This window comes from Methylomonas sp. MS20 (genome assembly GCF_050275925.1).
In the GTDB taxonomy this organism is placed as follows: domain Bacteria; phylum Pseudomonadota; class Gammaproteobacteria; order Methylococcales; family Methylomonadaceae; genus Methylomonas; species Methylomonas koyamae_A.
On sequence record NZ_CP189962.1, the window covers coordinates 3,331,359 to 3,353,385 of the forward strand.

Below are 22,027 nucleotides of genomic sequence, written 5' to 3' on the forward strand. Positions count from 1 at the left end.
TTCCCGCCTTGCAGGCTTAGGCGGATGGCAAACCGACTTTCGACCGACCACAGACCAGGAGACATCATGTTCAAATCCACACACATCTTGCCGGCCGGCGTGCTGGCGATCGCCGGAGCCGGCACGCCGGCCCAAGCCGACATCACCAAGGAGGTGGAGGACGCGCTGAATTTTTACCACTACGGCAGTAACGGCGCCGTCAAAATGGATTTGAACTACCGCTGGGAAAACGTCGATCAGGACAAAGGCCCCATCATCCCCGGCAAGGCGCCGAAACGGGTGGAAACCGCGAACGCCAATACCGCCCGCTTGCGCTTGGGCCTGCTGTCGCCGACTTTTTACGATTTCCAAGCCTACGCCGAATACGAAGGCAATTACGCGCTACAGGAGGACTACGATCAGGGCGGCACGACGTTGAACCGTCACCGCGACTATTCGCTGATCGCCGACCCGGACCGTAGCGAGCTCAACCAGTTCTGGCTCAGTTACAAGGGCATCGCCGACACCTTAATCAAGGTCGGCCGGCAACGCATCAAATTCGACGACGACCGCTTCATCGGCAACGTCGGCTGGCGGCAAATGGAGTCGACCTACGACTCGGTGCTGGTTACTCACAACAACCAAACCCTGTTCGGGCTGACCGTCAACGCCGGTTACCTGGACCACGTGCAAAACATTTTCGGCGAAACCGACACCTTGAACGCGCCGGTGCTGAATCTGAATTACAAGGTCGGCGACTGGGGCAACCTGATCGGTTACGGCTACTGGCTGGACTTCCGCGAGCGCGCCAATTACGCCAAATCCTCGCAAACCTACGGCCTGCGCTTAGACGGCAAATCGCCGCAGTTCTTCGATACCGTGAATTTTCTGTACACCGCCGAATGGGGCAAGCAATCCAATTACGCCGACAACCCGAATCATTATCAAGCCGACCGCATCAACCTGATGGGCGGTCTATCGGCTTTCAACCTGACCTTGCAAGGCGCGATGGAACAGCTGAACGGTTACGGATTGAACAAGACCTTCAACACGCCGCTGGGCACCAACCACGCCTTCCAGGGCTGGGCCGATTTGTTCATCAATCCGTTGGGCAACGCCACCTTGGGCCAGGGTATCCGCGACGTGTTCGCCACCGCCAGCTATAAGGCGATGAACGATACATTGATCGTCACCGGCATGTACCACGATTTCTACGACGACACCGGCGGCGTCGAATACGGCAGCGAGTGGGATTTCTCGATTTTGAAGAAATTCGGCAAGCACTACTCGCTGCTGGCCAAGTACGCCAATTTCAACACCGAAAACGCCGCGTTTACCGATACCCAGAAAATCTGGCTGCAGGCCAACGTCAGTTTTTAACGACTTAGCACGGGAGCCGGCCGGTAGCGGCCGGCTCCCGTGGCGCAACGTTATCGAGGCAAGAACATGAAACCGAAACTCGTCGTCGTCGGCAACGGCATGGCCGGCATGCGGACCGTCGAACAACTGCTGCAAATCGCCCCCGACCTTTACGACATCACCGTATTCGGCGCCGAACCGCACGGCAACTACAACCGCATCATGCTGACGCCGGTGCTGTACGGCGCGAAAAACTTCGCCGACATCGTGATCCACGACTTCGACTGGTACCGGAGCCGCGCCATCACGCTACACTGCGGCCCCGCCAAAGCCGTGGTCGCCATCGACCGGACGCGACGCCAAGTCATCGCGCGCGACGGCACGACGGCGGACTACGATAAACTGCTGATCGCCACCGGTTCGCTACCGCTGCTGCTGGACATTCCGGGTCGCGACTGCGACGGCGTGATGGGCTTTCGCGACATCGCCGACGTCGAGACAATGATCGCCAAATCGGCCCGGCGCCGTCACGCGGTGGTGCTGGGCGGCGGCCTGCTGGGACTGGAAGCGGCCAACGGCTTGTTGAAACGCGGCATGCAAGTCACCGTGGTCAACCGCGCCGACCACTTGCTGAACCGGCAACTCGACGCCCAGGCCGGCGAATTCCTGCGCCGGCACCTGGCCGAAACCGGCATGGAATTCCAACTCGGCGCCACGATCGCGGCGATTGCCAGCCGCGCCGGCCACGTCGTCGAAGTCGAACTGGACAACGGCCAAAAACTACCCGCCGATTTGCTGGTGATGGCCACCGGCATCCGCCCTAATATCGCGTTGGCGGCGGCGGCTGGTCTGAGCTGCCGGCGCGGCATCGTTGTCGACGATGCGATGCAAACCAGCGATCCCTCCGTGTACTCGGTCGGCGAATGCATCGAACATCGCGGCGAATTGTTCGGCTTGGTGGCGCCGGTCTACGAACAAGCCAGAATCTGCGCCGACCAACTGGCCGGCGGCACGGGCAGCTATCGGACCGGTTTCGCCGCGACCATGTTGAAAGTCACCGGCATCGATTTATTTTCAGTCGGCGACTTCGACGGCGATGCCGACAGCGAAACCCTGCGCTTCGTCGATTATGGCCTCGGCATCTATAAAAAAGTGGTACTGCGCGGCGACGTGCCGATCGGCGTGATTCTGTACGGCGATACCGGCGATGCCAATGGCTATCTGCGCTTGGTCCGCGACGGCGTGCCGGTGAGCAACAGACGCCGGCGCTTACTGTTTGGCGGCGCGACAACCGCCGAGGCCGCCTGAGACAATAGCACCATGAGTCCAACCACCATCGTCAAGACCACTTGCCCTTACTGCGGTGTCGGCTGCGGCATCTCGGCCGAAATCGAGGATGCCGCCGGCCACCGCGTCCGGATTGCCGGCGATCCGGAGCATCCGGCCAATTTCGGCCGGTTATGTTCCAAGGGCGCCGCACTGGCCGACACCGTGTCCTTGGAAAACCGCCTGCTCTATCCGCGTATCGGCGGTGCCCGCACCGATTGGGACAGCGCGCTGGACCTGGTCGCCGAGCGTTTCCGAGCCGCGATCGCCGAGCACGGCCCGGATTCGGTGGCCTTCTACGTGTCCGGCCAATTGCTGACCGAGGATTACTACGTCGCCAACAAATTGATGAAGGGCTTCATCGGCTCGGCCAATATCGATACCAACTCGCGGCTGTGCATGTCGTCGGCGGTGGTTGGTTATAAACGGGCCTTCGGCGCCGACGCGGTGCCGTGCAATTACGAAGACCTGGAATTGGCCGATTTGATCGTGCTGGTCGGCTCCAACGCGGCTTGGTGTCACCCGGTCGCCTTCCAGCGCATCCGCAAGGCCAAGGAACGCAATCCGGCGTTGAAAATCGTCGTGGTCGATCCGCGCCGCACCGCCAGTTGCGACATCGCCGATCTGCATCTGCCGATTCAACCCGGCATGGACGCGCTGCTGTTCGACGGCCTGCTCGGTCATTTGGCGGCGATCGCCGCCACCGACGCCGCCTATATTGCCACTTATACCGAAGGCTTCGAGGCGGCCTTGGCGCAAGCGCGAAGCGCCGCGCCGAACATCGCCGCCACCGCCGAGAATTGCGGTCTGGCCGCCGCCGACGTCGGTTTGCTGTTCGACTGGTTCGCCGCGACCGAAAAAACCGTCACGGTGTACTCGCAAGGCATCAACCAATCCAGTTCCGGTTCGGACAAATGCAACGCCATCATCAACTGTCATCTGGCCACCGGCCGCATCGGCCGGCCCGGCATGGGGCCGTTTTCGTTCACCGGCCAACCCAACGCGATGGGCGGCCGCGAGGTCGGCGGCCTCGCCAACATGCTGGCCGCGCACATGGATTTGGACAATCCGGTCCATGTGGACCGAGTCGGCCGATTTTGGGGTAGCCAGCGGGTCGCCGACCGCCAGGGCCTGAAAGCGCTGGAACTGTTCGACGCGGTCGCGGCCGGCAAGATCAAGGCGATCTGGATCGTCGCCACCAATCCGGTCGCGTCGATGCCGGACGCCGACCGGGTCAGGCAGGCGTTGCAGGCTTGCGATTTCGTCGTGGTGTCCGATTGCATCGCCGATACCGACACCACTCGATTGGCGCACGTGCTGCTGCCGGCCACCGGCTGGAGCGAAAAAGACGGCAGCGTCACCAATCTGGAGCGGCGGATTTCCCGCCAACGCGCGTTGTTCGCGCCGTCCGGCGAGGCCCGCCACGACTGGTGGATCTTCAGCCAGGTGGCGCAACGCCTGGGCTTTGGCGAAGCCTTCGCCTACCGGTCCAGCGCCGAGATTTTCCGCGAACACGCCGCGCTGTCGGCCTTCGAAAACGATGCCGCTCACGGTCGTCGCGACTTCGATCTGTCCGGTCTGGCCGAGCTGAGCGATCCGGCCTATTCCAACCTGCAACCGCTACAATGGCCGGTGAGCGCAGCCGGCGGCACTGCCCGGCTGTTCGGCGACGGCCGGTTTTTCACGGCCAACGGCAAAGCCCACTTCGTGCCGGTGTCGCCCCGCCCTCCCCGCCACGTACCCGACACCAACTATCCGTTCACGCTGAATACCGGCCGCTTGCGCGACCAGTGGCACACGATGACCCGCACCGGCCTGGCCGCCAAACTGAATACCCACCAAGTCGAACCTTGCGTCGAAATCCATCCTGACGATGCCGCCCGCCTGCGGTTGCCGGCCGGTGCCATCGCCAAACTGACCAGCCGCTGGGGCGCGATGCTCGCCAAGATCGCGATCAGCGCCGAACAACGGCCCGGCAGCTTGTTCGTGCCGATGCACTGGACCGGCGTCAACAGCAGCCACGGCCGGATGGGCGCTTTGGTCAATCCGGTGGTCGATCCCTTGTCCGGTCAGCCGGAAAGCAAGCAAACGCCGGTCGCCATCGAAGCCTGGCCGGCCCGCTGGCATGCCGTACTGTTGTCGCGGCAAGCCTTGCCGCTATCGGACTGCGAATACCGGGTGGAGATGCGCGGCGACGGTTTTTACCGTTACCAACTGGCCGGCGGCCATACCGGCCGGGACTGGCGAACCTGGAGTCGCCACCGGCTGGCCGCCAATGCGGCCGAACGGTTGGACCGCCACTGGCTGGAATACAGCGATCCGCCATCCGGCGACTTTCGGACTGCTCTGATCACCGAAGCCGGCCTGCAAGCTTGTTTATTCGTCGGCGCCGGGCCGGAATTGCCGGAACCCGGCTGGATCGCGACCTTGTTCGGCAAAACGGCCTTGAGCCGGGGCGAACGCCTGAGTCTGTTGAGCGGCGCACCGCCCGCCGGCGAAGTCGATATTGGCCGAATCGTCTGTTCGTGTTTCAATGTAGGCGAGAAAACCATTCGGCAAGCGGTTCGCGACCGCAAGCTCGGCAATGTCGCCGAGATCGGCGCCTGCCTGGGGGCGGGTACCGGCTGCGGTTCCTGCCTGCCCGAGTTGAAGGTTTTTCTAGCGACCTGAACTAACAACGCGCATGCGAGCAGCCACCAGGGAACGATGCAAGCCAAACTACAGTTATTTCCGTATTTTCAACCTATCATTTCCACCGCCAGCGGCCAGATCGTCGGCTACGAGGCGCTGGCCCGCCAACACGACGCTAACGGCCGCGTGGTTTCGGCCGGCGCTTGGTTTTCCTCGGCCGACATCGACGCCAAGCAGCGAACCGAACTCGACCGCCAGGTGCGTTGGCAGGCCTTGCAAAAATTTGCCGAACACGCCGATCCCAATAGCTTTCTGGCCATCAATATCTCGGCGGCCTGGATAGACAATCTGCGCCAGCTCAACGCGGTGCCGACGGTGCGGATGCTGGAAGAACTGAATATCGACCGCGGCCGGGTCATCGTCGAAATCTCCGACGCACCGGCCGATCCGCAAAAGCTCAAGCAAATCGTCCAGCGCTACCGCAAACACGGCCTGAGCGTGGCGATCGGCGATTTCGGCGCCGGCTCCTCGCAACTCGAACGGCTGATCGCGGTCCAGCCCGACATCATCAAGATCGACATGCGCTTGTTCAAGCAAGCCGCCAAGGGCGGCATCGCCGGCGACATCATGCAAGTGTTGTCGCGACTGGGCAAGCGCACCGGCGCCCGGCTGACCTGCGAAGGGGTCGAAACCGACGAGGAATTCTGGTTCGGGTTGGACTGCGGCGCGCAATATATGCAGGGTTTTTTGTTCGGCAAGGCCGAGGCCGATTTCAAGCCTGCCCAGCAATATCAGCAACACATTGCCTCGCTGCGCGGCAAGTTTCTAAAACAAACCCTGGTCCGCGAAGAACGCAAAATCAACGCCATCAACACCCTCAAGAGCTTGGCCTATCGGCTGGCGGAGGCTTTGCAAGACGATTTCAATCTCAACGAATTGGTCAGTTGGAATTTCGCGGAAAGCGGCGTAATCCGCTTTTATCTGTGCAACAACCTGGGCGACCAGATTTCCCCCGACTTCAATTTCAGCGCCAACCGCTGGTTTACCGATCCGCGCAAGATCGGCTTCAATTGGTCATGGCGGCCTTATTTCTTTCAACTGTTGGCACTGGAACATTGCGGCGACCGCGACCGCATCGTCAGTTCCGAACGCTATCGCGATTTCGAGACCAACCTGCTCTGTAAAACGCTGGCATTACGGCTGGACGGCGACCGATTATTGCTGGTCGATACCGTCGCGGTCGATTAAGCGGTCTATACTCTTTCCAGCGGCGGCGCATCAGGAAGCGGGTTTAGGCCCGGGTCGGCGCTTTTCGTGCGTCCGTTCCCGCGATTGAAGGCATTCCGGGTTTTTCAGGCGTGTAGGCGACCAAACCTCCCCGCGCCGAAAACCGGTGATCGCAACGCTTTACGGCGCGTACCTACCGAGCTAACGGAATGACCAAGCCATCGCGCATCCCCACTTCACTTTCATTCGCTATCCTGGCCGCGGGCCTCGGACTGTTGTTCCCACTAGGTACTAGCGCCTTTCTGTTGAATGGCGAGTACTTCCAGCTTGATCTGGCCACTCTCGCCTCCTTGCACCGGCTCCACCCCGAACTGTGGGTCATCTGGGGCGCTCCGCTGGTTCTGGGACTAGCCGGCTATCTGCTGGGCCGTCAAAACGAAACACTGCAACAAAAAATGCGCAGTTTGGAGCGGCAAACCAGCCAACTGAACACAATTCTGGATACCGCGCCCAGCGCGATCATCACCATCGATCAAACCGGAGCGATCCGAAGTTTCAATCGCGGCGCGGAACGCATTTTCGGTTACTCCGCCGGACAAATGGTGGGCGAAAACGTCAAACGGCTGATGCCGGCCGACATTGCAAGCCGACACGACGGTTATTTGGCGCACTACATCGCGACACGGGAAAGCCGCGCCATGAACCAGCGCCGCGAGTTCCAGGGCCGCCGTGCCTCCGGCGAAATTTTTGCAGTGCAATTGCACATCAGCCCCATCGAAATCGACGGCGAGACGCTGTTTTGCGGCATCCTCGACGACGTCAGCGAAACCAAGGCACTGCAAACCCAACTGACCCAAGCTCAAAAACTGGAAGCCATCGGCCAACTGGCGTCCGGCGTGGCTCACGAAATCAACACGCCAATTCAATATATCGGCGACAACCTGGCCGCGTTGCAAAACTACTTCGCCGACCTGAGCGCCTGGCAGTCGGCGGTTTACCAACAAGCCGACCCGGCCTCGAAAACCCGGCTAGACGATCTCGGCGAGCAATTCGATCTGGCCTATATTCTGGACGACAGTCCCAAAGCCATCGGCCAAGCGCTGGAAGGCGTGACCAGGGTCGCCGAAATCGTCAAGGCCATGAAGACTTTTTCGCACGTCGAACCTAGCCAATCCCGGCAAGCGATCAACCTGAACGACACCGTCGCCGGCGCGATCACGATCAGCCGAAACGCCTGCAAATACATTGCCGACGTCGAAACCGACCTCGCCGCCGATTTGCCTGCCGTGCCCTGCTACGCCAACGAACTTAGCCAGGTCCTGCTCAACCTGATCATCAACGCCGCCCATGCCATCGAAGAAAAAGGCGGCGAACGCGGCGTGATCCAGATTGCCACCCGCAAGCTCGGCGATATGGCGGAAATCCGCATCCGCGACAATGGCGCGGGCATTCCGGCCGAGATTCGGGAGAAAGTCTTCAACCTGTTTTTCACGACCAAACCGGTCGGCAAGGGCACCGGCCAGGGGCTGAGCCTGGCCCACAACATTATCGTGGAGCGACACCGAGGCAGACTATACTTCGAATCCGAGGCGGGACTCGGCACCACCTTCCACGTACTGTTGCCGCTCGACCCGCAGGCACCGGTTACCGAAAATGACTAAGAAGCACATACTGTTTGTCGACGACCAGGAATTGGTTATTCAAGGCATACAACGCCAATTGCGGCCCTACCGCGAGCAATGGCGGCTGTATTTCGCGACGAGCGGCGCGCAAGCCCTAGCCATCATGGCGGCGGAGAAAATCGACTTGGTGGTTAGCGATATGATGATGCCGGGGATGCACGGCTACGAATTGCTGAAGACCGTCGCCGAGCGCTATCCCGGCGTGGTTAGAATCATGTTGAGCGGCTACACCGACGAAAACAACCTGAAACAGAGCCTGGAAGTCGCCCACCAGTATTTGAGCAAGCCTTGCAGCGCCGAAACCTTGCGGGAAGCGCTGAGCCAAATCTTCAAAATCCAAGATTGCATCAACGATCCGCTGATCGCCGGCACCCTCGGGGATGCCAACGCCCTGCCCAGCCTGCCCGCGATCTACCGGGAGTTGAACGCGGCAATCGCCGACGAAAACACCACCACCAAGGACATCGCCGACATTTTCGCCCGCGACATGGTACTGTCGGCCCGATTGCTGCAACTGATCAACTCGCCCTATTTCGGACTGAACCGGGTGGTCTCCAGCCTGACCGAAGCCATCAACCTGATCGGCATCAAGCGCCTGAACAATCTGGTCTTGTCGGTACATGTGAAGACTGCGTTTCCGATCGCCAGTCCGGAATTGGAGCGAAAAATGGAATATTTGTGGCAAAACGCCGGCCGAGTCGGCGAGTTGGCACGCCTGATCGCGCTAGCCGAACATCAGCGGGAAGACCGTCCGGACCAAGCCTACCTGGGCGGCTTGCTGCACAATATGGGCTTGCTGCTTTTTCTGTCGCGCGGCGGCGGCAAAACTCTGGAATTGTTGGCGCGCGCCAAACGCCACGAGCAACCGATAACGGCCTTGGAAACCGAGATTTTCGGCTTCAATCGCTGTCAGGCGGCGGCCTATGTGTTGAGCCTGTGGAAAATCCCGCCGCGCATCATCGAAGCGATTTTGTTGCATTACACCCCCAACGAGACCGATTACGACGGCGTCAACGCATTAACCGCCGTTCACGTCGCCGCTTGCCTGTTGCAGCCGGCGAATCCGAACGACTACAGCCATTTGTTCGAAATGCAATTGGACGAAGCCTATCTGCGGCGTTTGGGCAAATGGGAACGTCTTGCGGAATGGCGGGCGTTGGCGGAAAAAGTCGCGGAACAAGCCGGAGGCAGCCGATGACCTTACCCAGCAATCCGACCGCCGAGCCGGCCGCCTTACCCGAGATCAGCCGGAAAATCCTGTTCGTCGACGACGAAATCCTGCTGTTGGAGGGCATCAAGCGCCAATTGCGCCGCGATTTCGACCTGACCGTCGCCGACGGCGGCGCGGCCGGCTTGCGCATCCTGGCCGAGCAGGGACCGTTCGCGGTGGTGGTGTCCGATTACAACATGCCGGATATGGACGGCATCGCCTTTTTAAATGCGGTGTACCGGCAGTATCCCAATACGGTCTTGGTCATGTTGACCGGGCGGGCCGAATTGGACATCGCCGTCAACGCGCTACACAGCGCTCATATCGCCCGCTTTTTAAACAAACCCTGTCCGCCGGAAATTCTGCGCGAGACCTTGAACGACGGCCTGGAGCAATATCGCCTGAAAATGGCCGAACAAATCCTGCAAAGCCAGTTGCAGCAAGCCAACCATCAACTCGGCCAACTCAACGCGCACCTCGAAGACTTGGTGGCCAAGAAAACCCGCGCCCTCGCCTTGCAATATCGCTACGTGGCCAACATGACCCGCTTGAACGACTCAAGAGGCGTGGTATCGGCACTGATCGCCGCGTTGACCGAGCTGATCGGTAGCAATGCGATCGGTTTATGGTTAAGTCCGGGGGCCGATCAACAGTTTCGCTGCTTCCATCCGCAAAACGGCGAACCGAACCAGTTCGCCGTCGCCGATCTGCCCGAGGGCGCGATTCGCCGCGCGATCGCCGAGAACCGGCGTTGGCAATTCGGATCGCCGCTGGACGGCGGCGGCATCGCCTGGTTTACCGGCCAGCCGCTGGCCTGTCTGCCGATGGTCAGTTCTCGCGGCGTCATCGGCCTGGTCACCCTGGCCGGCGACGGACCTTCCCTGACGGCCGACACCTTGTCGACATTGATCGGCATGCTGAACGTCACCGCCACCGCGTTACAGAGCCACTGGCACCGCGAAGCCTTTATCGAAGCTCAAGACGCCATCATCACCGCGTTGGCTAAACTGTCCGAATACCGCGATCCGGAAACCGGCTCGCACCTATTGCGTCTGAAAAAATACTGCGAGCTGATTTGCCGCCACATGAGCCGCACCGAGCGTTATGCCGCCAGCGTGACCGCCGAATTCACTCAGGATCTGGTGCGCTCGTCGCCGCTGCACGACATCGGCAAGGTCGGCATCCCCGACGCGATTTTGAAAAAGCCCGGCCGGCTGACGCCGGAAGAATTTCAGATCATGAAAACCCACGCGGCGATCGGCGGCGATACGCTGCGTTCGGTTTACGAGCAATATCCGTCGCAGGGCTTCATTAAATGCGGTATGGACGTCGCCTACGGCCACCACGAGCGCTGGGACGGCAGCGGCTATCCGCTGGGCTTGCGAGGCGAGGACATTCCGCTGGCCGCCAGAATCCTAGCCTTGGTTGATGTATACGACGCACTGACCAGCCGCCGGGTTTACAAAGCGCCGATGCCGCGCGAAGAAGCGATGAACTTGATCGTCGAAGGTAACGGCAGCCACTTCGATCCCGACATCGTCGCGGCCTTCCAGGAACTCGAACCGCAATTTCATCGCATCGCCGAAACTTACGCCGACCACGTCGAGGTACTTGCACCCGACGACCAATAGCGGAGACAATGCCGACAACGCTAGCCACCGCCTCGAGGAACCGAGATGAATTATTGGTTGATGAAATCCGAACCGGACACTTTCGGCATCGACGACTTGCAACGCAAACCCGAGCAAACCGAGCATTGGGACGGCGTCCGCAACTATCAGGCCCGCAACATAATGCGCGACGACATGCAGCCGGGCGACCTGGTGTTTTTCTACCATTCCAACTGCGCCGAACCGGGCATCGTCGGCATCATGCAGGTCGTCAAGGCCGGCTATCCGGACTTCACCGCCTTCGATCCGGACAATATCCATTTCGACCCGAAAAGCCGTCCGGACAATCCGACCTGGTTCATGGTGGACGTCAAATTCGTCCGCGAATTGGCGCGTAACATCACCCTCAAGGAGTTGAAGGAAAAGTCCGAACTGGCCGAATTGGCCTTGCTGCGCCGCGGCAACCGCTTGTCCGTGATGCCGGTCGGCGCCGCGCACTGGGACTTCATCCTCGGCCTGGAATAGCCGGCCGGCCGTGCCATGGCTGACATCGCGGCATCCGGATCGATGGCGCCGGCTTACGCCGAACTACCGGCCCTCGCCGAAGCGGTACGCATCATCCTAAACCTGACGGCCGCCGGCCAAGGGGAAGTCATGGATATCAACCTGCCGTTGGACGCCCGCTTGCAAGCCAGCTTGAACAAGGTCGCGGAGGAACTCCCCGAACTCAAGCTCAATCAATTGGTGGAAGCCAAAATCACGCTGGTGGATAGCCCAAACCAGGCCGTGACGGTGACAATCGGCGAGCGCAACCTGCTGTTGCAAAACCCCGCGCGAATGCCGGTACAAGTCGGCCAGACCCTGCAACTCCAAGTCGTCAAATTGGCGCCGACCGCCGAACTGCGCCTGGTGGCGGTCAGTCAGCCGAATCGAAACGAATTTTTGCCGGTAGCCCGCGCTAGCAACGGCGGCGTTTTCAAACTGCCGACCGCGCCGGCGAATTTAGACGCGGCGACCTCAGCGAACCCCGCCAGCTCGGCGACTTCCTCTCCCTCCGCGACCTTGGCGGCCGGGGCCGGCGGGACGGTGCCGGCCGCCGCTCCGGCAAACTCGAACCCGGCCGCCGGCGTGACGGCGGTCGTGGTTAAGGCCGATGCCGGTCGATTGACCTTACAATTGCTGCCCGCCGCCAACCCGGCATCGCCGACGCCACCGTCGCCAACGCCACCGCTTTCGCCATCGTCATCGTTTTCGCCACCGCTTTCGAGCAATCCGACGGCCAGCCCGCCAAACCCGCGCGCCGATCTGATTACGCTGACCGACAAACAATGGACGTGGTCCCAGCCGGCCAGCGGCACCGGCAATGCGCCGACCAGCGTCTCCGCGCCGCCCGCGCCGGGCCAGACCGTAACGCTACACATCGTTAAAACCGCCGACGGGCCGATGGTCGCGCTATCGCCGCGCGGCGCGGATACCGAAGCCTTGCTCGCCGCCGCTTACAAACAACTGCTACCGATGCAAACCCCGCCGGCCCAGTTCGCCAGCCATCTGGCACGCGTGGTAACGGCCGACTTCGCCGGCGCGAATGTCGGTGAAACCCTGAAACGCGCCGCGCTCAATCTGCTGGCCGCGATACCGCCCCGCGCGGCCTTGCTCGAACCCGCGCCGCTACGGCAAGCGATTCGTGGCTCCGGCCTGTTCATGGAAAGCGACTGGTTCGGCGGCCCGCATCCGCCGCCCGATCAAACGCCGCCGCCCGAGGACTTCAAGTTGAAGTTGAGCAAATTCGTCGCCTTGCTGCAGCGGGAACTGGCCGAACAAACCGCGCTACCCGCCGCCGAGCGCGAACCGCTCAGCGAAACCCTACAAAAAGCCCAGGGCGGCCTAGCCAAATTGACGCTCGATCAACTGAATTCGCTACCCAGGGACGACGCGACCAAACAGGTCTGGTTTCTGGAACTACCCTTCTTCAACGCCGACCAAGCCGACAGCCTACGGCTGTGCATCGAACGCGACCAAACCGGCGGGAGCGAGGAACATAAGGATGCCTGGACCGTCAGCATTAGCCTTAGCCCGCCGCTTATTGGTACAATACATTGCAAAATTTCCTGCTACGACGGCAGCGTCAACACCCGCTTCTGGAGCGAGTCGCCCCGTACCGTCGAGCTGATCGACAGCCGCCTGCCCGAACTCAGGCAACAATTTGAACAAAAAGGATTAACGCCCGGATTTATGGACGCACAACAAGGCCGACCCGCCCAGCCCCAACCGCCCGCGTTACCGCCGCAAACGCTGTTAAGCGAAAAAGTTTGAACGCCCCGATGAAACCATTCCCGGTCACCCCTTCGCGCCGCGCGCCGACCGATTTCCGACCAACCATCGGTCGCGAACAAGCGTTGCGCCTGAACCCCTATTCGAATACCCGACGGAGAATCACCGCATGACCAACCAAGTCACCCTGACCCAGTTCATCATCGAACAGCAGCGCGGACTGCCGGAGGCCTCGGGTACCTTCACGCTATTGCTGAACAACATCGTCACCGCCTGCAAGCAAATCTCCCATCGGGTCAATTGCGGCGCGTTGATCGGCGTGTTGGGCAGCGCGGAATCGGAAAACGTACAGGGCGAAGTCCAAAAAAAGCTGGACATCATCACCAACGACATCATGGTCCGGGCGCTGGATTGGAGCGGTTCGCTGGGCGGCATGGCTTCCGAGGAAATCAACGATCCGATCCAGATTCCCAAGCAATATCCCAAGGGCAAATACCTGGTGTTGTTCGATCCGTTGGACGGCTCGTCCAACATCGACATCAATCTGACCGTCGGCACGATATTTTCGATCCTGCGCTGCCGGGAAGGCGTCGAGCCGGAACCGGAAGATTTTCTGCGCAAGGGCAGCGAACAAGTCTGCGCCGGCTTTGTGCTGTACGGCCCCTCGACGATGCTGGTGCTGACCACCGGCAACGGCGTCAACGGCTTTACCTTGGATCAGGACGTCGGCGAATTCATCCTGACCCACTGCAACATGAAGATCCCGGAAGACGCCAGCGAATTCGCGATCAACATGTCCAACCAGCGTTTCTGGGAAGCCCCGGTCAAACGCTATGTGGACGAATGCGTCGCCGGCTCCGACGGACCGCGCGAGCGTGACTTCAACATGCGCTGGGTGGCGTCGCTGGTCGCCGAGGTGTACCGGATTTTGAATCGCGGCGGCGTGTTCATGTACCCATTCGACCTGCGCGACCCAGCCAAGCCCGGCAAGCTGCGCCTGCTGTACGAAGCCAATCCGATGGCCTTCATCATCGAGCAGGCCGGCGGTGCCTGCAGCACCGGCCGGGAACGGGTACTAGACGTCAAACCCACCAGCATCCATCAACGGGTGCCGTTGATCCTGGGCTCGAAAAACGAGGTGGAGCGCATCGTCGGCTACCACCGGGACATGGACGGAGCAGCCTAATGAACAACCTGCAACATTGCGACTCGGCCGGCGGCGACGCCAAGGTCGTCGCCCTTAACAAGCAAGTCAGTTGCGCCAATTGCAGCCTGGACAACATTTGCCTGCCGCGCGGCTTGTCGCAATCCGAGATCGCCAACATCAGCCAGGTGATCCGCGCCCGCAAAACCCTGCAACGCGGCGATTTCATCTACCGCGAGGGCGATAATTTTCGCGGCATTCTGGCGATCAAGTCAGGCAGCGCCAAACTGGTCGCCAACGACAACCACGGCAACGAACACATTCTGAATATCTTGTTGCCCGGCGAACTGCTCGGCTTCGACGGCCTGTCCGGCTCCAAGCACGGCTGCGCGGCGATCGCGCTGGAAACCATGAGTTTCTGCATCCTGCCGGCCGACAGCATGGAAGAATTGTTCCAAAACGTACCCAGCCTGACCCGCGAACTGTTCCGCCATACCGGCGAAAAAATGATAGAGGACAAGAACCAACTGGTCCTCAGCAAGCGTCCGGCCGAGGAAAGGTTGGCTTATTTCCTGATCAGCCTGTCCGAGCGCCTGAAGCGGCGCGGCTTCTCGTCGTCCGAATTCAAATTGTCGCTGACCCGCCAGGAAGTCGGCAATCACCTGGGTCTGGCGCTGGAAACCGTCAGCCGGATGCTGAAAAAATTTCAGGACGACGATCTGATCAGCGTGCAAAACCGTTTCATCGCCATCAAAAACCCGACCGCGCTCCGCAAACTGCTGCAATCGACCGATTGAGCCATCCCGCCGGCGGACCGCTCACCGCAGCCGCCACCGCCCGGCCTGATCCGCTCCGCGGGCCGGGCCGCGCCGGCTGGGTTCGCTCCCCTGCCAGCTCAGCCCTGAACTCGGGCGCACCGGAAGCCAAGGACGTTGCCGCGGTCGGCGGGCTGGCCGATGCCGCGACAAGCGCAGCGGCAGAGCCCGGCGTCGTCGTCCCACGAACCGCCGCGAACCACGCGGGCCGCGCCGGCTTCGCCGGACACCCAAGCACTGCCATCAGCCGGCGCGCCGTCGTAATTCGGGTGCCAATCGTCTTGCAGCCATTCCCAGACATTGCCCAGCATGTCGTACAAGCCCCAGGCGTTGGGCCGTTTCAGGCCCACCTCGCGACTGCCCGATAGCGGATTGGGATATTGTCTACCCTCCCAGCCTGTCGAGTCGTAGCCGTTCGCCAACTCGAAACCCTCGCCGCTGTTACCGCCGTACCAGGCAATGGCGTCCAGGGCCGGCGCGTTGTTAAAGCCCAGAATCACTATCGGCCCCGAATACAGCGCGCTGTCGGTGCCGGCCCGGCAGGCGTATTCCCATTGCGCCTCGCTGGGCAGCACCAGCTCCAGACCGGGAATGCGGGCGTTCAGACGCTGGATGAACACCTGCACGTCGTCCCAACCGACTCGCTCGACCGGCCGGCGCGGGCTTTGGAATCGGCTGGGATTGTCGCCCATCACCGCCGTCCATAAGGCTTGCGTGCATGGGGTATCGAACAACCAATAGCCCTGGCCGATCAGCACCGGATGACGGGGATGCTCGGCCTCGAACCAGGGCTGCTCGTAGTCTTCCCTGGCCAAGTCGCGGGTTTCGGACTCCGGCGAGCCCATCTCGAACCGCCCCGGCGGAATCCAGCGCAGGCGCTGAGTGACATCGTCCAACGTAAAGGCGACGAACACGCCGTATCGGTCCTGTCCCCATTCGCTGGCCCAAGCCGGCGCATAGCCATGAATCAACGGATGCCAGGTGGGGTCGATGTCGGTCGCAATTTGCAGGGTTTTAGCCATGGATACCTATCGCGCTAAAAATTGAGTCACATCCGCTGTCTCGCCGGTCGGTGGCTGCGGTAAAAGTCAACATCTAGCTTGCTTTCCCTGGCACCGGATGCCCGCTTCCCGGCGGGCGTGACGGCGCGGCTAAGCTGTAAAACAGCGGCGCCGCGATGAAAGGCCTTGGACAAATACCGGCAAGCGGTGTCGGAACGCCGTCGATCGCGGCTGAAGCCGCTCCCACGCCCATCTTATGCGTTCGCCAGAACGAAAACCCGTTGACGACAATAGGCGCCACCAAGCAACGACGATGCGGCGGCAGCCACTGGCGACGGCGAGCTTGCCCGTGCCACCGCGTACCGGCCACCGCCGCCCGGCCTGATCCGCTCCGCGGGCCGCGCGGCCGGTACGCTCCGCGCTTGACCGGATTCACGCCTGAACTCGGGCGCACCGGAAGCCAAGGCCGCCATTGCGGTAGTCGGGCTGGAAGTTGCTGCGACAAGCGCAGCGGCAGTACCAGGCGAGGTTGTACCACGAACCGCCGCGAACCACGCGGGCCGCGCCGGTTTCGCCCGCCATCCTAGCACCGCCGTCGGCCGGCGCGCTGTGGTAATTCGGGTGCCAATCGTCTTGCACCCATTCCCAGACATTACCCAGCATGTCGTAAAGTCCCCACGGATTTGCGAGCTTGCCCTTGACCAAGCGGCTGCCGGCTTGGCGATTAGGGTACTGCATTTCCAGCCAATCCGAGGTGTCGAAGCCGTCCGTCAACTCGAAACCTTCGCCGCTGTTGCCGCCGTACCAGGCAATGGCGTCCAGGGCCGGCGCATTGCGTTCTCCCAGAATGTCAATCGGCCCGCTGTAAAGTGCGCTGTCGGTACCGGCCCGGCAGGCGTACTCCCATAGCGCCTCGCTGGGCAGCTCCAGCGCCAGACCGGGAATCCGGGCGTTCAGGCGCTGGATGAACGCCTGCACGTCGTTCCAACTGACTTGCTCGACCGGCCGGCGCGGGCTTTGGAATCGGCTGGGATTGTCGCCCATCACCGCTTGCCAGAGCGCCTGGGTACAGGGCGTATCGAACAGCCAATAGCCATCGCGTAGCGTGACCGTGTGTCGCGGACCTTCGTCGTTAAATCGGCCCGCTTCGTCGTCCGGAGACCCCATGCCGAAGCTACCCGGCGGAATCCAGCGCATGCGTTGCACGGTAGGCTGGTCTGGACTGTCCTCGACGGTAAACTCCGCCCACAGCCCGTGGCGGTCGCGGCCGATCGCGCTGGCCCAGCTCGGCTTGGCGGTTTGCTGGAACGTCAGCCGCGCACGGTCGCTGACGATGCGCAACGCACCGGCGGGCGGCAATGCGATCGCGACCGGCTCGGTACCCTCAAGCCGCAATAGCCGCGGACGGCCCGCGTCGGCCAACGGCTCGAACTGAACCAGGCCGTTCGCCGTGGTCAAATGCGCCAGCCAACTGCCCGCCGCCCGCTCCGCCGCGTCGGCTTCGAGCAGTTGCAGATTCGAACCGCTCTGTATCAAATCCACCTGCCGCTCCGGACGGTCCGGCGGCGGAATATCTCGGGGTTGAATGCCTTCGGGCAGTTGCCCGCTCGCGTCCAGCAACAACTCGGCCAAGCGCACGCCGAACTCGCCGTCGGCGCACAAATGCCGGGTAGCGCGAGCGGCGATGCGCGCCAGCCAAGCGCGGTCGTGGCCCGGCATGCCATCCAGCTCGCGCGCCGGGTTGAGGGCGCAGAAATCGGCGAAGTAGCGGCGAGCGTCGTCCAGGTCGTCGCGCAAATCCTGGTCGGCCGGTTCTCGCGGATCGGCGGCAACGGCGGCCGGATCGACATTGAGCAATTCGTCGAACCAAATTTCCGGCGGCAAATCGCCGCGCCAGGCCTTGATCGCGCGCAACAAACGGTGCCGCAACGCGGCCGGCTCGGTGTCCGCCAGTTCGGCGCGCAGGCGCTTGGCCTCGGCCGGATCCAGCGTCGCCCCGGCGGCGGAGTCGCCGATCAGTGCCGGGTGTTGCCAAACGTCGGCTTCGGTGCCGGCGTCGGCGGCCTCCGGCGGCAACAGCAAGCGGGCCGCCCGCAGCAGGCCGGGTTCGATTCTGGCGGCCGGCGACACCAGCCGCAACAGGCGCTCGGCCCGTTCCGCCGGGCTACGCCCGTCGTCGGCCAACCGGGGCCGCTCCCAGGCTATCACCCGCCAGACCGCCGCCAGCGCCGGCGGACAACGCATCGGCGGCGCCGGAAACAGCACCAACGGATGGCAACCGGCTTCCCGCAACGCCGTACCCAAGGCCAACCAACGTTGCCGGAGGCCGGCATCGCGCAGCGCCAGTCCGCCCAAGTCGCCCAGCACCAGCACCAGGCTGCCCGGCGGCGGCGGCCAGACTTCGGCATTGGCGGTCAACGGCAGCGGCAGCTCGGTTTGGTCGTCCATCAAGGCCCGCGCCAGGGCGTGCTCGGGCAGCAAGCGGCCGATGGCGTCGCGTATCAAACGCTTGTCGGCGCGATAGGGTATCAAGCGCCGGCTGTCGTCTTCGATCAGCAACAGGCTGGGACCCCATCGGCGGCGACGTTCGCGCGGAAAAGCCGGCAATACCTGGCCTTGGCCGATCAGGGTCAAGGTTTTGGCCAGGTCAATGCCGCGACCTTCCCGGTAATCCCCGAGCACCTGGCGCAGCCGGGGCGCCAGTTCCGCCCAGGTCGCCAGCGGCTGAACGCCGGGCGCCGCGCGCGGCCGGTTTCGCCAGACTTCGGTATCGGCGGTCGGATGAGTGAGCGGCACGGCCTCGGCCGATTCCGGCTCGCCCAAGCTTTCGTAGCCGGCCAAATACCAAAACAGCGCATCGCGCAACGGTTCGCGTGGCGTGTCGGCGGCCGCGCCGGAGTCTGATAGCGGTACGCCGGCCGGCGCCGGCCGCGCCGACTCCGGTTCCGTGCGTTGGGATTTGGGTGCTTTCCATTCCAGGCGCAGTTGGCCGGCCAGATAGGCCACGGCCGACGCAGGGTCCGCGCCGGCGGCTTGGGGCTGGGCAATCAGCGCATCCAGCAAATCGGCACGGCTCAATAGGCCGCGGCGCGGCGGGGTCATGTCGGCGGGTTTTCCAGAGCGGTCAAGCCGGCATCCTGCTCGCGGGCGGCATCGGGGTGCTTTTTCAATACAAACTGGCCGACTTGAGCAATCAAGGCTTGTTGAACTTCGAAATCGCCGCCGGCTTGCTTGACGACGCCTCTTACCAGGTCCAGATATTCGGCTTGCCCGGGCAGTGGCCGCCAATGCCGTTGCTCGGCGGCAGCGCGGTCGTCCGCCAGCATCTCGGCGGCGGCTTGCAGCACCTTCGGCGCGACGCCGGCGCCGAAGTGGGTTTGGCCGCGTTCGACCAGCTTGGCGATCAGTTCCGCGCGTTGGTCCGGCAGTTTCAGATGCAGCACCAGGCAACGCCGGACGAAGGCGTCCGGCAAGGCGCGTTCTTCGTTGGTGGTGATGATGACCAAGGGCGGCACGCCGACGGTTTTGACCGGCTCGTGGCAACCCTGCGGCGTAAAGCTGCCGGCGCCCAAGGCCTCCAGCAGGCCGTTGGGCACATCGGATTCGGCCTTGTCGATTTCGTCGATCAGCACCACGCAACCGTTGCGCGGGTCGCCGTTGTCGGTTTGCGGCGGCGGCGCCACGCCCACGTGATCGGCTTGGGTTTTGGCGCCAGGCCAGTCAAAGGCCCACCACAGCGCGCGCGGATGAATGAATTGCTTTAGCTCCAGGCGTTGGCGCAACGCGGCCAGCGCCAGTTCCGCCGGGTCGCGACCGTCCGGATGCGCCGGCGGCGGGCAGGCGACGTGCAAGGCGCCCAATACTTGCGCCTCGGCCAGCCGGCCGATGGCGTCGAAGTGCCAGAGCAGATCGCGGGATTCGGTCTTGGCATCCACCACACACTGCACGAAGGCCCGCCGCAGCGCCTTGGCGGCGGCGCGGGCCAGCTGGGTCTTGCCGATGCCTGGCTCGCCGCGCACCAGCAAGGGCCGGTTGGCGGACAGCGCGGCGTTGATCGCCATCAATTGGCGCGGCTCGAAATGGTGTTTGGGGCACGGATCGCCGTCGGCGGCGACGGGATCTTCGAGGGTCTCGACATGGTTCGAGCGTATTGGGAGGAAGTTCATGGGCGTGGTCCTGTGTTAGCGTACAACAGATCTCTGAGTAAGGAATAGTCCAGCAACTCCCGCCACATCGGATCGGGCGGCGCCAGGCGGATAAAGGCAATTTCGGGAAACCGCTCCGCCAATTCGCCCAGCACTTGGTTTTGGTCGGCCAGTTGGGCGGGGTCGGAATCCGCCGGTGTTTCGACTAAATAGTAATAGGTGTAACGGCGAACACCGTTGGCGCGCGCCTGACGTTTGGCATCGCGTGTCAAACCGTCGTTGATCCACGCAATCAGCGCTTCGTCGGTCGTCAGCGGCAAACCGGGGTCGGTAAAGCGGCCGCGCAAATAATCCACAAACTGATTCTTGAAACGGCCATCAATCCAAACTTCGGCTTTTTGCGCCAAATGCTCGGTAAAATCTCGTTGGAACTGCCGGCCGTCGACGTCGCGCCCCGCTTCCGGCGGGGTGGGTAAACAAGGCAAGGCGGACGGAAATTCGTTGGGGTGGCTGGGCTTGTGATAGGCGGCGGGCCTGCCGTCGGCCCTCGCCATCACCAATTCGGCCAGGGTTTTATGGCAAGCGCCGATTTCGTGCAATACGCCGGATTTGGCGGCGTGGTTCGAGCGGACGGCGTCGGCGTCGGCGGATTTGTGGAGCACAGGTAAAATCACTTGCACAAAGCGAGCGACGGCCTCGGCACCGGCGAAATCGCTATCCGCGAGCAACACATGTTGCGCGTCGACGGTAACATCGAATAATTCGTCCAATTCGGTGTTCAACGCCTTGCCTGCCACTTGCTCCCGACGCTGGTCGATGGTCCCGGTTGTGAACCCGAAACCCTCGGCCAGTTTTTCGGTCGCAGACCCGCAAGCTTGCAGCAATCGAACGATCAGATCATGGGCTGTTTTCAAGCGATCCGGCTCGCGGTCCAAACCCAAGCATTCGCAAAATGCCGAATCCAGACGCAAGCGGTAAGCCGGCACGGCCTGAAACTGCTCGGTCTTAAAGTATCTCGGCACGTCCTGGATAATGCCGACGATCTCGCTATTGACCAGAACCGGCATGCCGGATGCGCCGCTCCAGCCTTCCTCGCTATCGGTTTGAAACTCGTTCTTCAACTTGAACACGCTGTCGGCTGGTGTGGGGCCGCATACCGCGCCGAAGAAATCGCCGTGCTCGCGAAGTTTGGCTATGTTGGTAATCTTGGGAAACCCTCGGCTCAGCCATTTGGCGCCCTCCTGAGGTAGGGACGCCGAGATGGCGGGTTTGCGGATTTTTTGGGCGTCCGGATGGCTGGGGCAACGGAGCAGCACCGCATCCAAGCTGTCACCACCGTCCCAGGCGACGGCAGCAGTATCGTCTCGCTGCAAGTCAACCCAGCCGCTGTAGGGATCGGTACGATCGCAGAATTCGTACCAACGGACTTTGATCGGAAACTGCGCGTCGCGTCCGGCCTGCCGGACCACATGACGGGCAGTCAGAATCAACCCATCGCCGACCGCGATTCCGGTACCGATAGCGCCGGACCACTGATCGCGCCGCTCGCCGCTGGGTCCGACGGTTGGGGCCAGAATCGTCACAATCAGTCTCTTCGCCATTTATCCACCGTTGTGCCATCCATTGG

Annotated in this window: 15 protein-coding genes; 11 read left to right on the forward strand and 4 right to left on the reverse strand. The window is 62.2% G+C overall.

Annotation, left to right across the window (positions count from 1 at the left end; genetic code table 11):
• Positions 1-66 precede the first annotated feature (66 nt).
• The 11 genes from ACQE3D_RS14855 to ACQE3D_RS14905 all read left to right on the forward strand — a co-directional run bounded on the left by ACQE3D_RS14855 (position 67) and on the right by ACQE3D_RS14905 (position 15,236).
• Positions 67-1,359, forward strand: coding sequence for an alginate export family protein (locus ACQE3D_RS14855; RefSeq protein ID WP_313729911.1), 1,293 nt, complete (start codon positions 67-69; stop codon positions 1,357-1,359).
• Between the two features lie 66 nt (positions 1,360-1,425).
• The gene (locus ACQE3D_RS14860) at positions 1,426-2,646 is read left to right on the forward strand and encodes an NAD(P)/FAD-dependent oxidoreductase (RefSeq protein ID WP_313729910.1); all 1,221 of its coding nucleotides are present in this window, start codon (positions 1,426-1,428) and stop codon (positions 2,644-2,646) included.
• Between the two features lie 12 nt (positions 2,647-2,658).
• Positions 2,659-5,334: a molybdopterin-dependent oxidoreductase gene (locus ACQE3D_RS14865; RefSeq protein ID WP_313729909.1), complete on the forward strand. Its 2,676-nt coding sequence runs from the start codon at positions 2,659-2,661 to the stop codon at positions 5,332-5,334.
• A gap of 36 nt (positions 5,335-5,370) precedes the next feature.
• Positions 5,371-6,543 carry an EAL domain-containing protein gene (locus tag ACQE3D_RS14870; protein WP_064028671.1) on the forward strand — a complete coding sequence of 391 codons (1,173 nt, stop codon included), beginning with the start codon at positions 5,371-5,373 and terminating at the stop codon, positions 6,541-6,543.
• Between the two features lie 188 nt (positions 6,544-6,731).
• Positions 6,732-8,183: a two-component system sensor histidine kinase NtrB gene (locus ACQE3D_RS14875; RefSeq protein WP_313729908.1), complete on the forward strand. Its 1,452-nt coding sequence runs from the start codon at positions 6,732-6,734 to the stop codon at positions 8,181-8,183.
• Positions 8,176-9,402 (forward strand): response regulator, encoded by a 1,227-nt coding sequence (locus ACQE3D_RS14880; RefSeq protein ID WP_313729907.1) that lies wholly within the window; start codon positions 8,176-8,178, stop codon positions 9,400-9,402. Before ACQE3D_RS14875 ends, ACQE3D_RS14880 begins: the two co-directional genes overlap by 8 nt.
• Positions 9,399-11,045: an HD domain-containing phosphohydrolase gene (locus ACQE3D_RS14885; protein WP_313729906.1), complete on the forward strand. Its 1,647-nt coding sequence runs from the start codon at positions 9,399-9,401 to the stop codon at positions 11,043-11,045. Before ACQE3D_RS14880 ends, ACQE3D_RS14885 begins: the two co-directional genes overlap by 4 nt.
• A gap of 45 nt (positions 11,046-11,090) precedes the next feature.
• Positions 11,091-11,549, forward strand: a complete 459-nt coding sequence (locus ACQE3D_RS14890) for an EVE domain-containing protein (protein ID WP_313729905.1) — start codon at positions 11,091-11,093, stop codon at positions 11,547-11,549.
• A gap of 15 nt (positions 11,550-11,564) precedes the next feature.
• A complete protein-coding gene (locus tag ACQE3D_RS14895; protein WP_313729904.1) occupies positions 11,565-13,337 on the forward strand; it encodes a flagellar hook-length control protein FliK in 1,773 nt (590 codons plus the stop codon).
• Between the two features lie 127 nt (positions 13,338-13,464).
• Positions 13,465-14,481 carry a class 1 fructose-bisphosphatase gene (locus ACQE3D_RS14900; protein WP_313729903.1) on the forward strand — a complete coding sequence of 339 codons (1,017 nt, stop codon included), beginning with the start codon at positions 13,465-13,467 and terminating at the stop codon, positions 14,479-14,481.
• Entirely contained in the window at positions 14,481-15,236 is a 756-nt protein-coding gene (locus ACQE3D_RS14905) for a helix-turn-helix domain-containing protein (RefSeq protein ID WP_313729902.1), read from the forward strand. Before ACQE3D_RS14900 ends, ACQE3D_RS14905 begins: the two co-directional genes overlap by 1 nt.
• A gap of 98 nt (positions 15,237-15,334) precedes the next feature.
• Here ACQE3D_RS14905 and ACQE3D_RS14910 read toward each other — a convergent pair whose 3' ends face one another.
• The 4 genes from ACQE3D_RS14910 to ACQE3D_RS14925 form a co-directional block, all read right to left on the reverse strand.
• Positions 15,335-16,276, reverse strand: a complete 942-nt coding sequence (locus ACQE3D_RS14910; protein WP_313729901.1) for a formylglycine-generating enzyme family protein — start codon at positions 16,274-16,276, stop codon at positions 15,335-15,337.
• A gap of 411 nt (positions 16,277-16,687) precedes the next feature.
• Entirely contained in the window at positions 16,688-19,357 is a 2,670-nt protein-coding gene (locus tag ACQE3D_RS14915) for a formylglycine-generating enzyme family protein (RefSeq protein ID WP_313729900.1), read from the reverse strand.
• On the reverse strand, positions 19,354-20,421 hold the full coding sequence (locus tag ACQE3D_RS14920) for an AAA family ATPase (protein WP_313729899.1): 1,068 nt from the start codon (positions 20,419-20,421) through the stop codon (positions 19,354-19,356). The genes ACQE3D_RS14915 and ACQE3D_RS14920 overlap by 4 nt, the downstream gene beginning before the upstream one ends.
• Positions 20,418-22,001 carry a S1 family peptidase gene (locus ACQE3D_RS14925; RefSeq protein WP_313729898.1) on the reverse strand — a complete coding sequence of 528 codons (1,584 nt, stop codon included), beginning with the start codon at positions 21,999-22,001 and terminating at the stop codon, positions 20,418-20,420. The genes ACQE3D_RS14920 and ACQE3D_RS14925 overlap by 4 nt, the downstream gene beginning before the upstream one ends.
• Positions 22,002-22,027 lie beyond the last annotated feature (26 nt).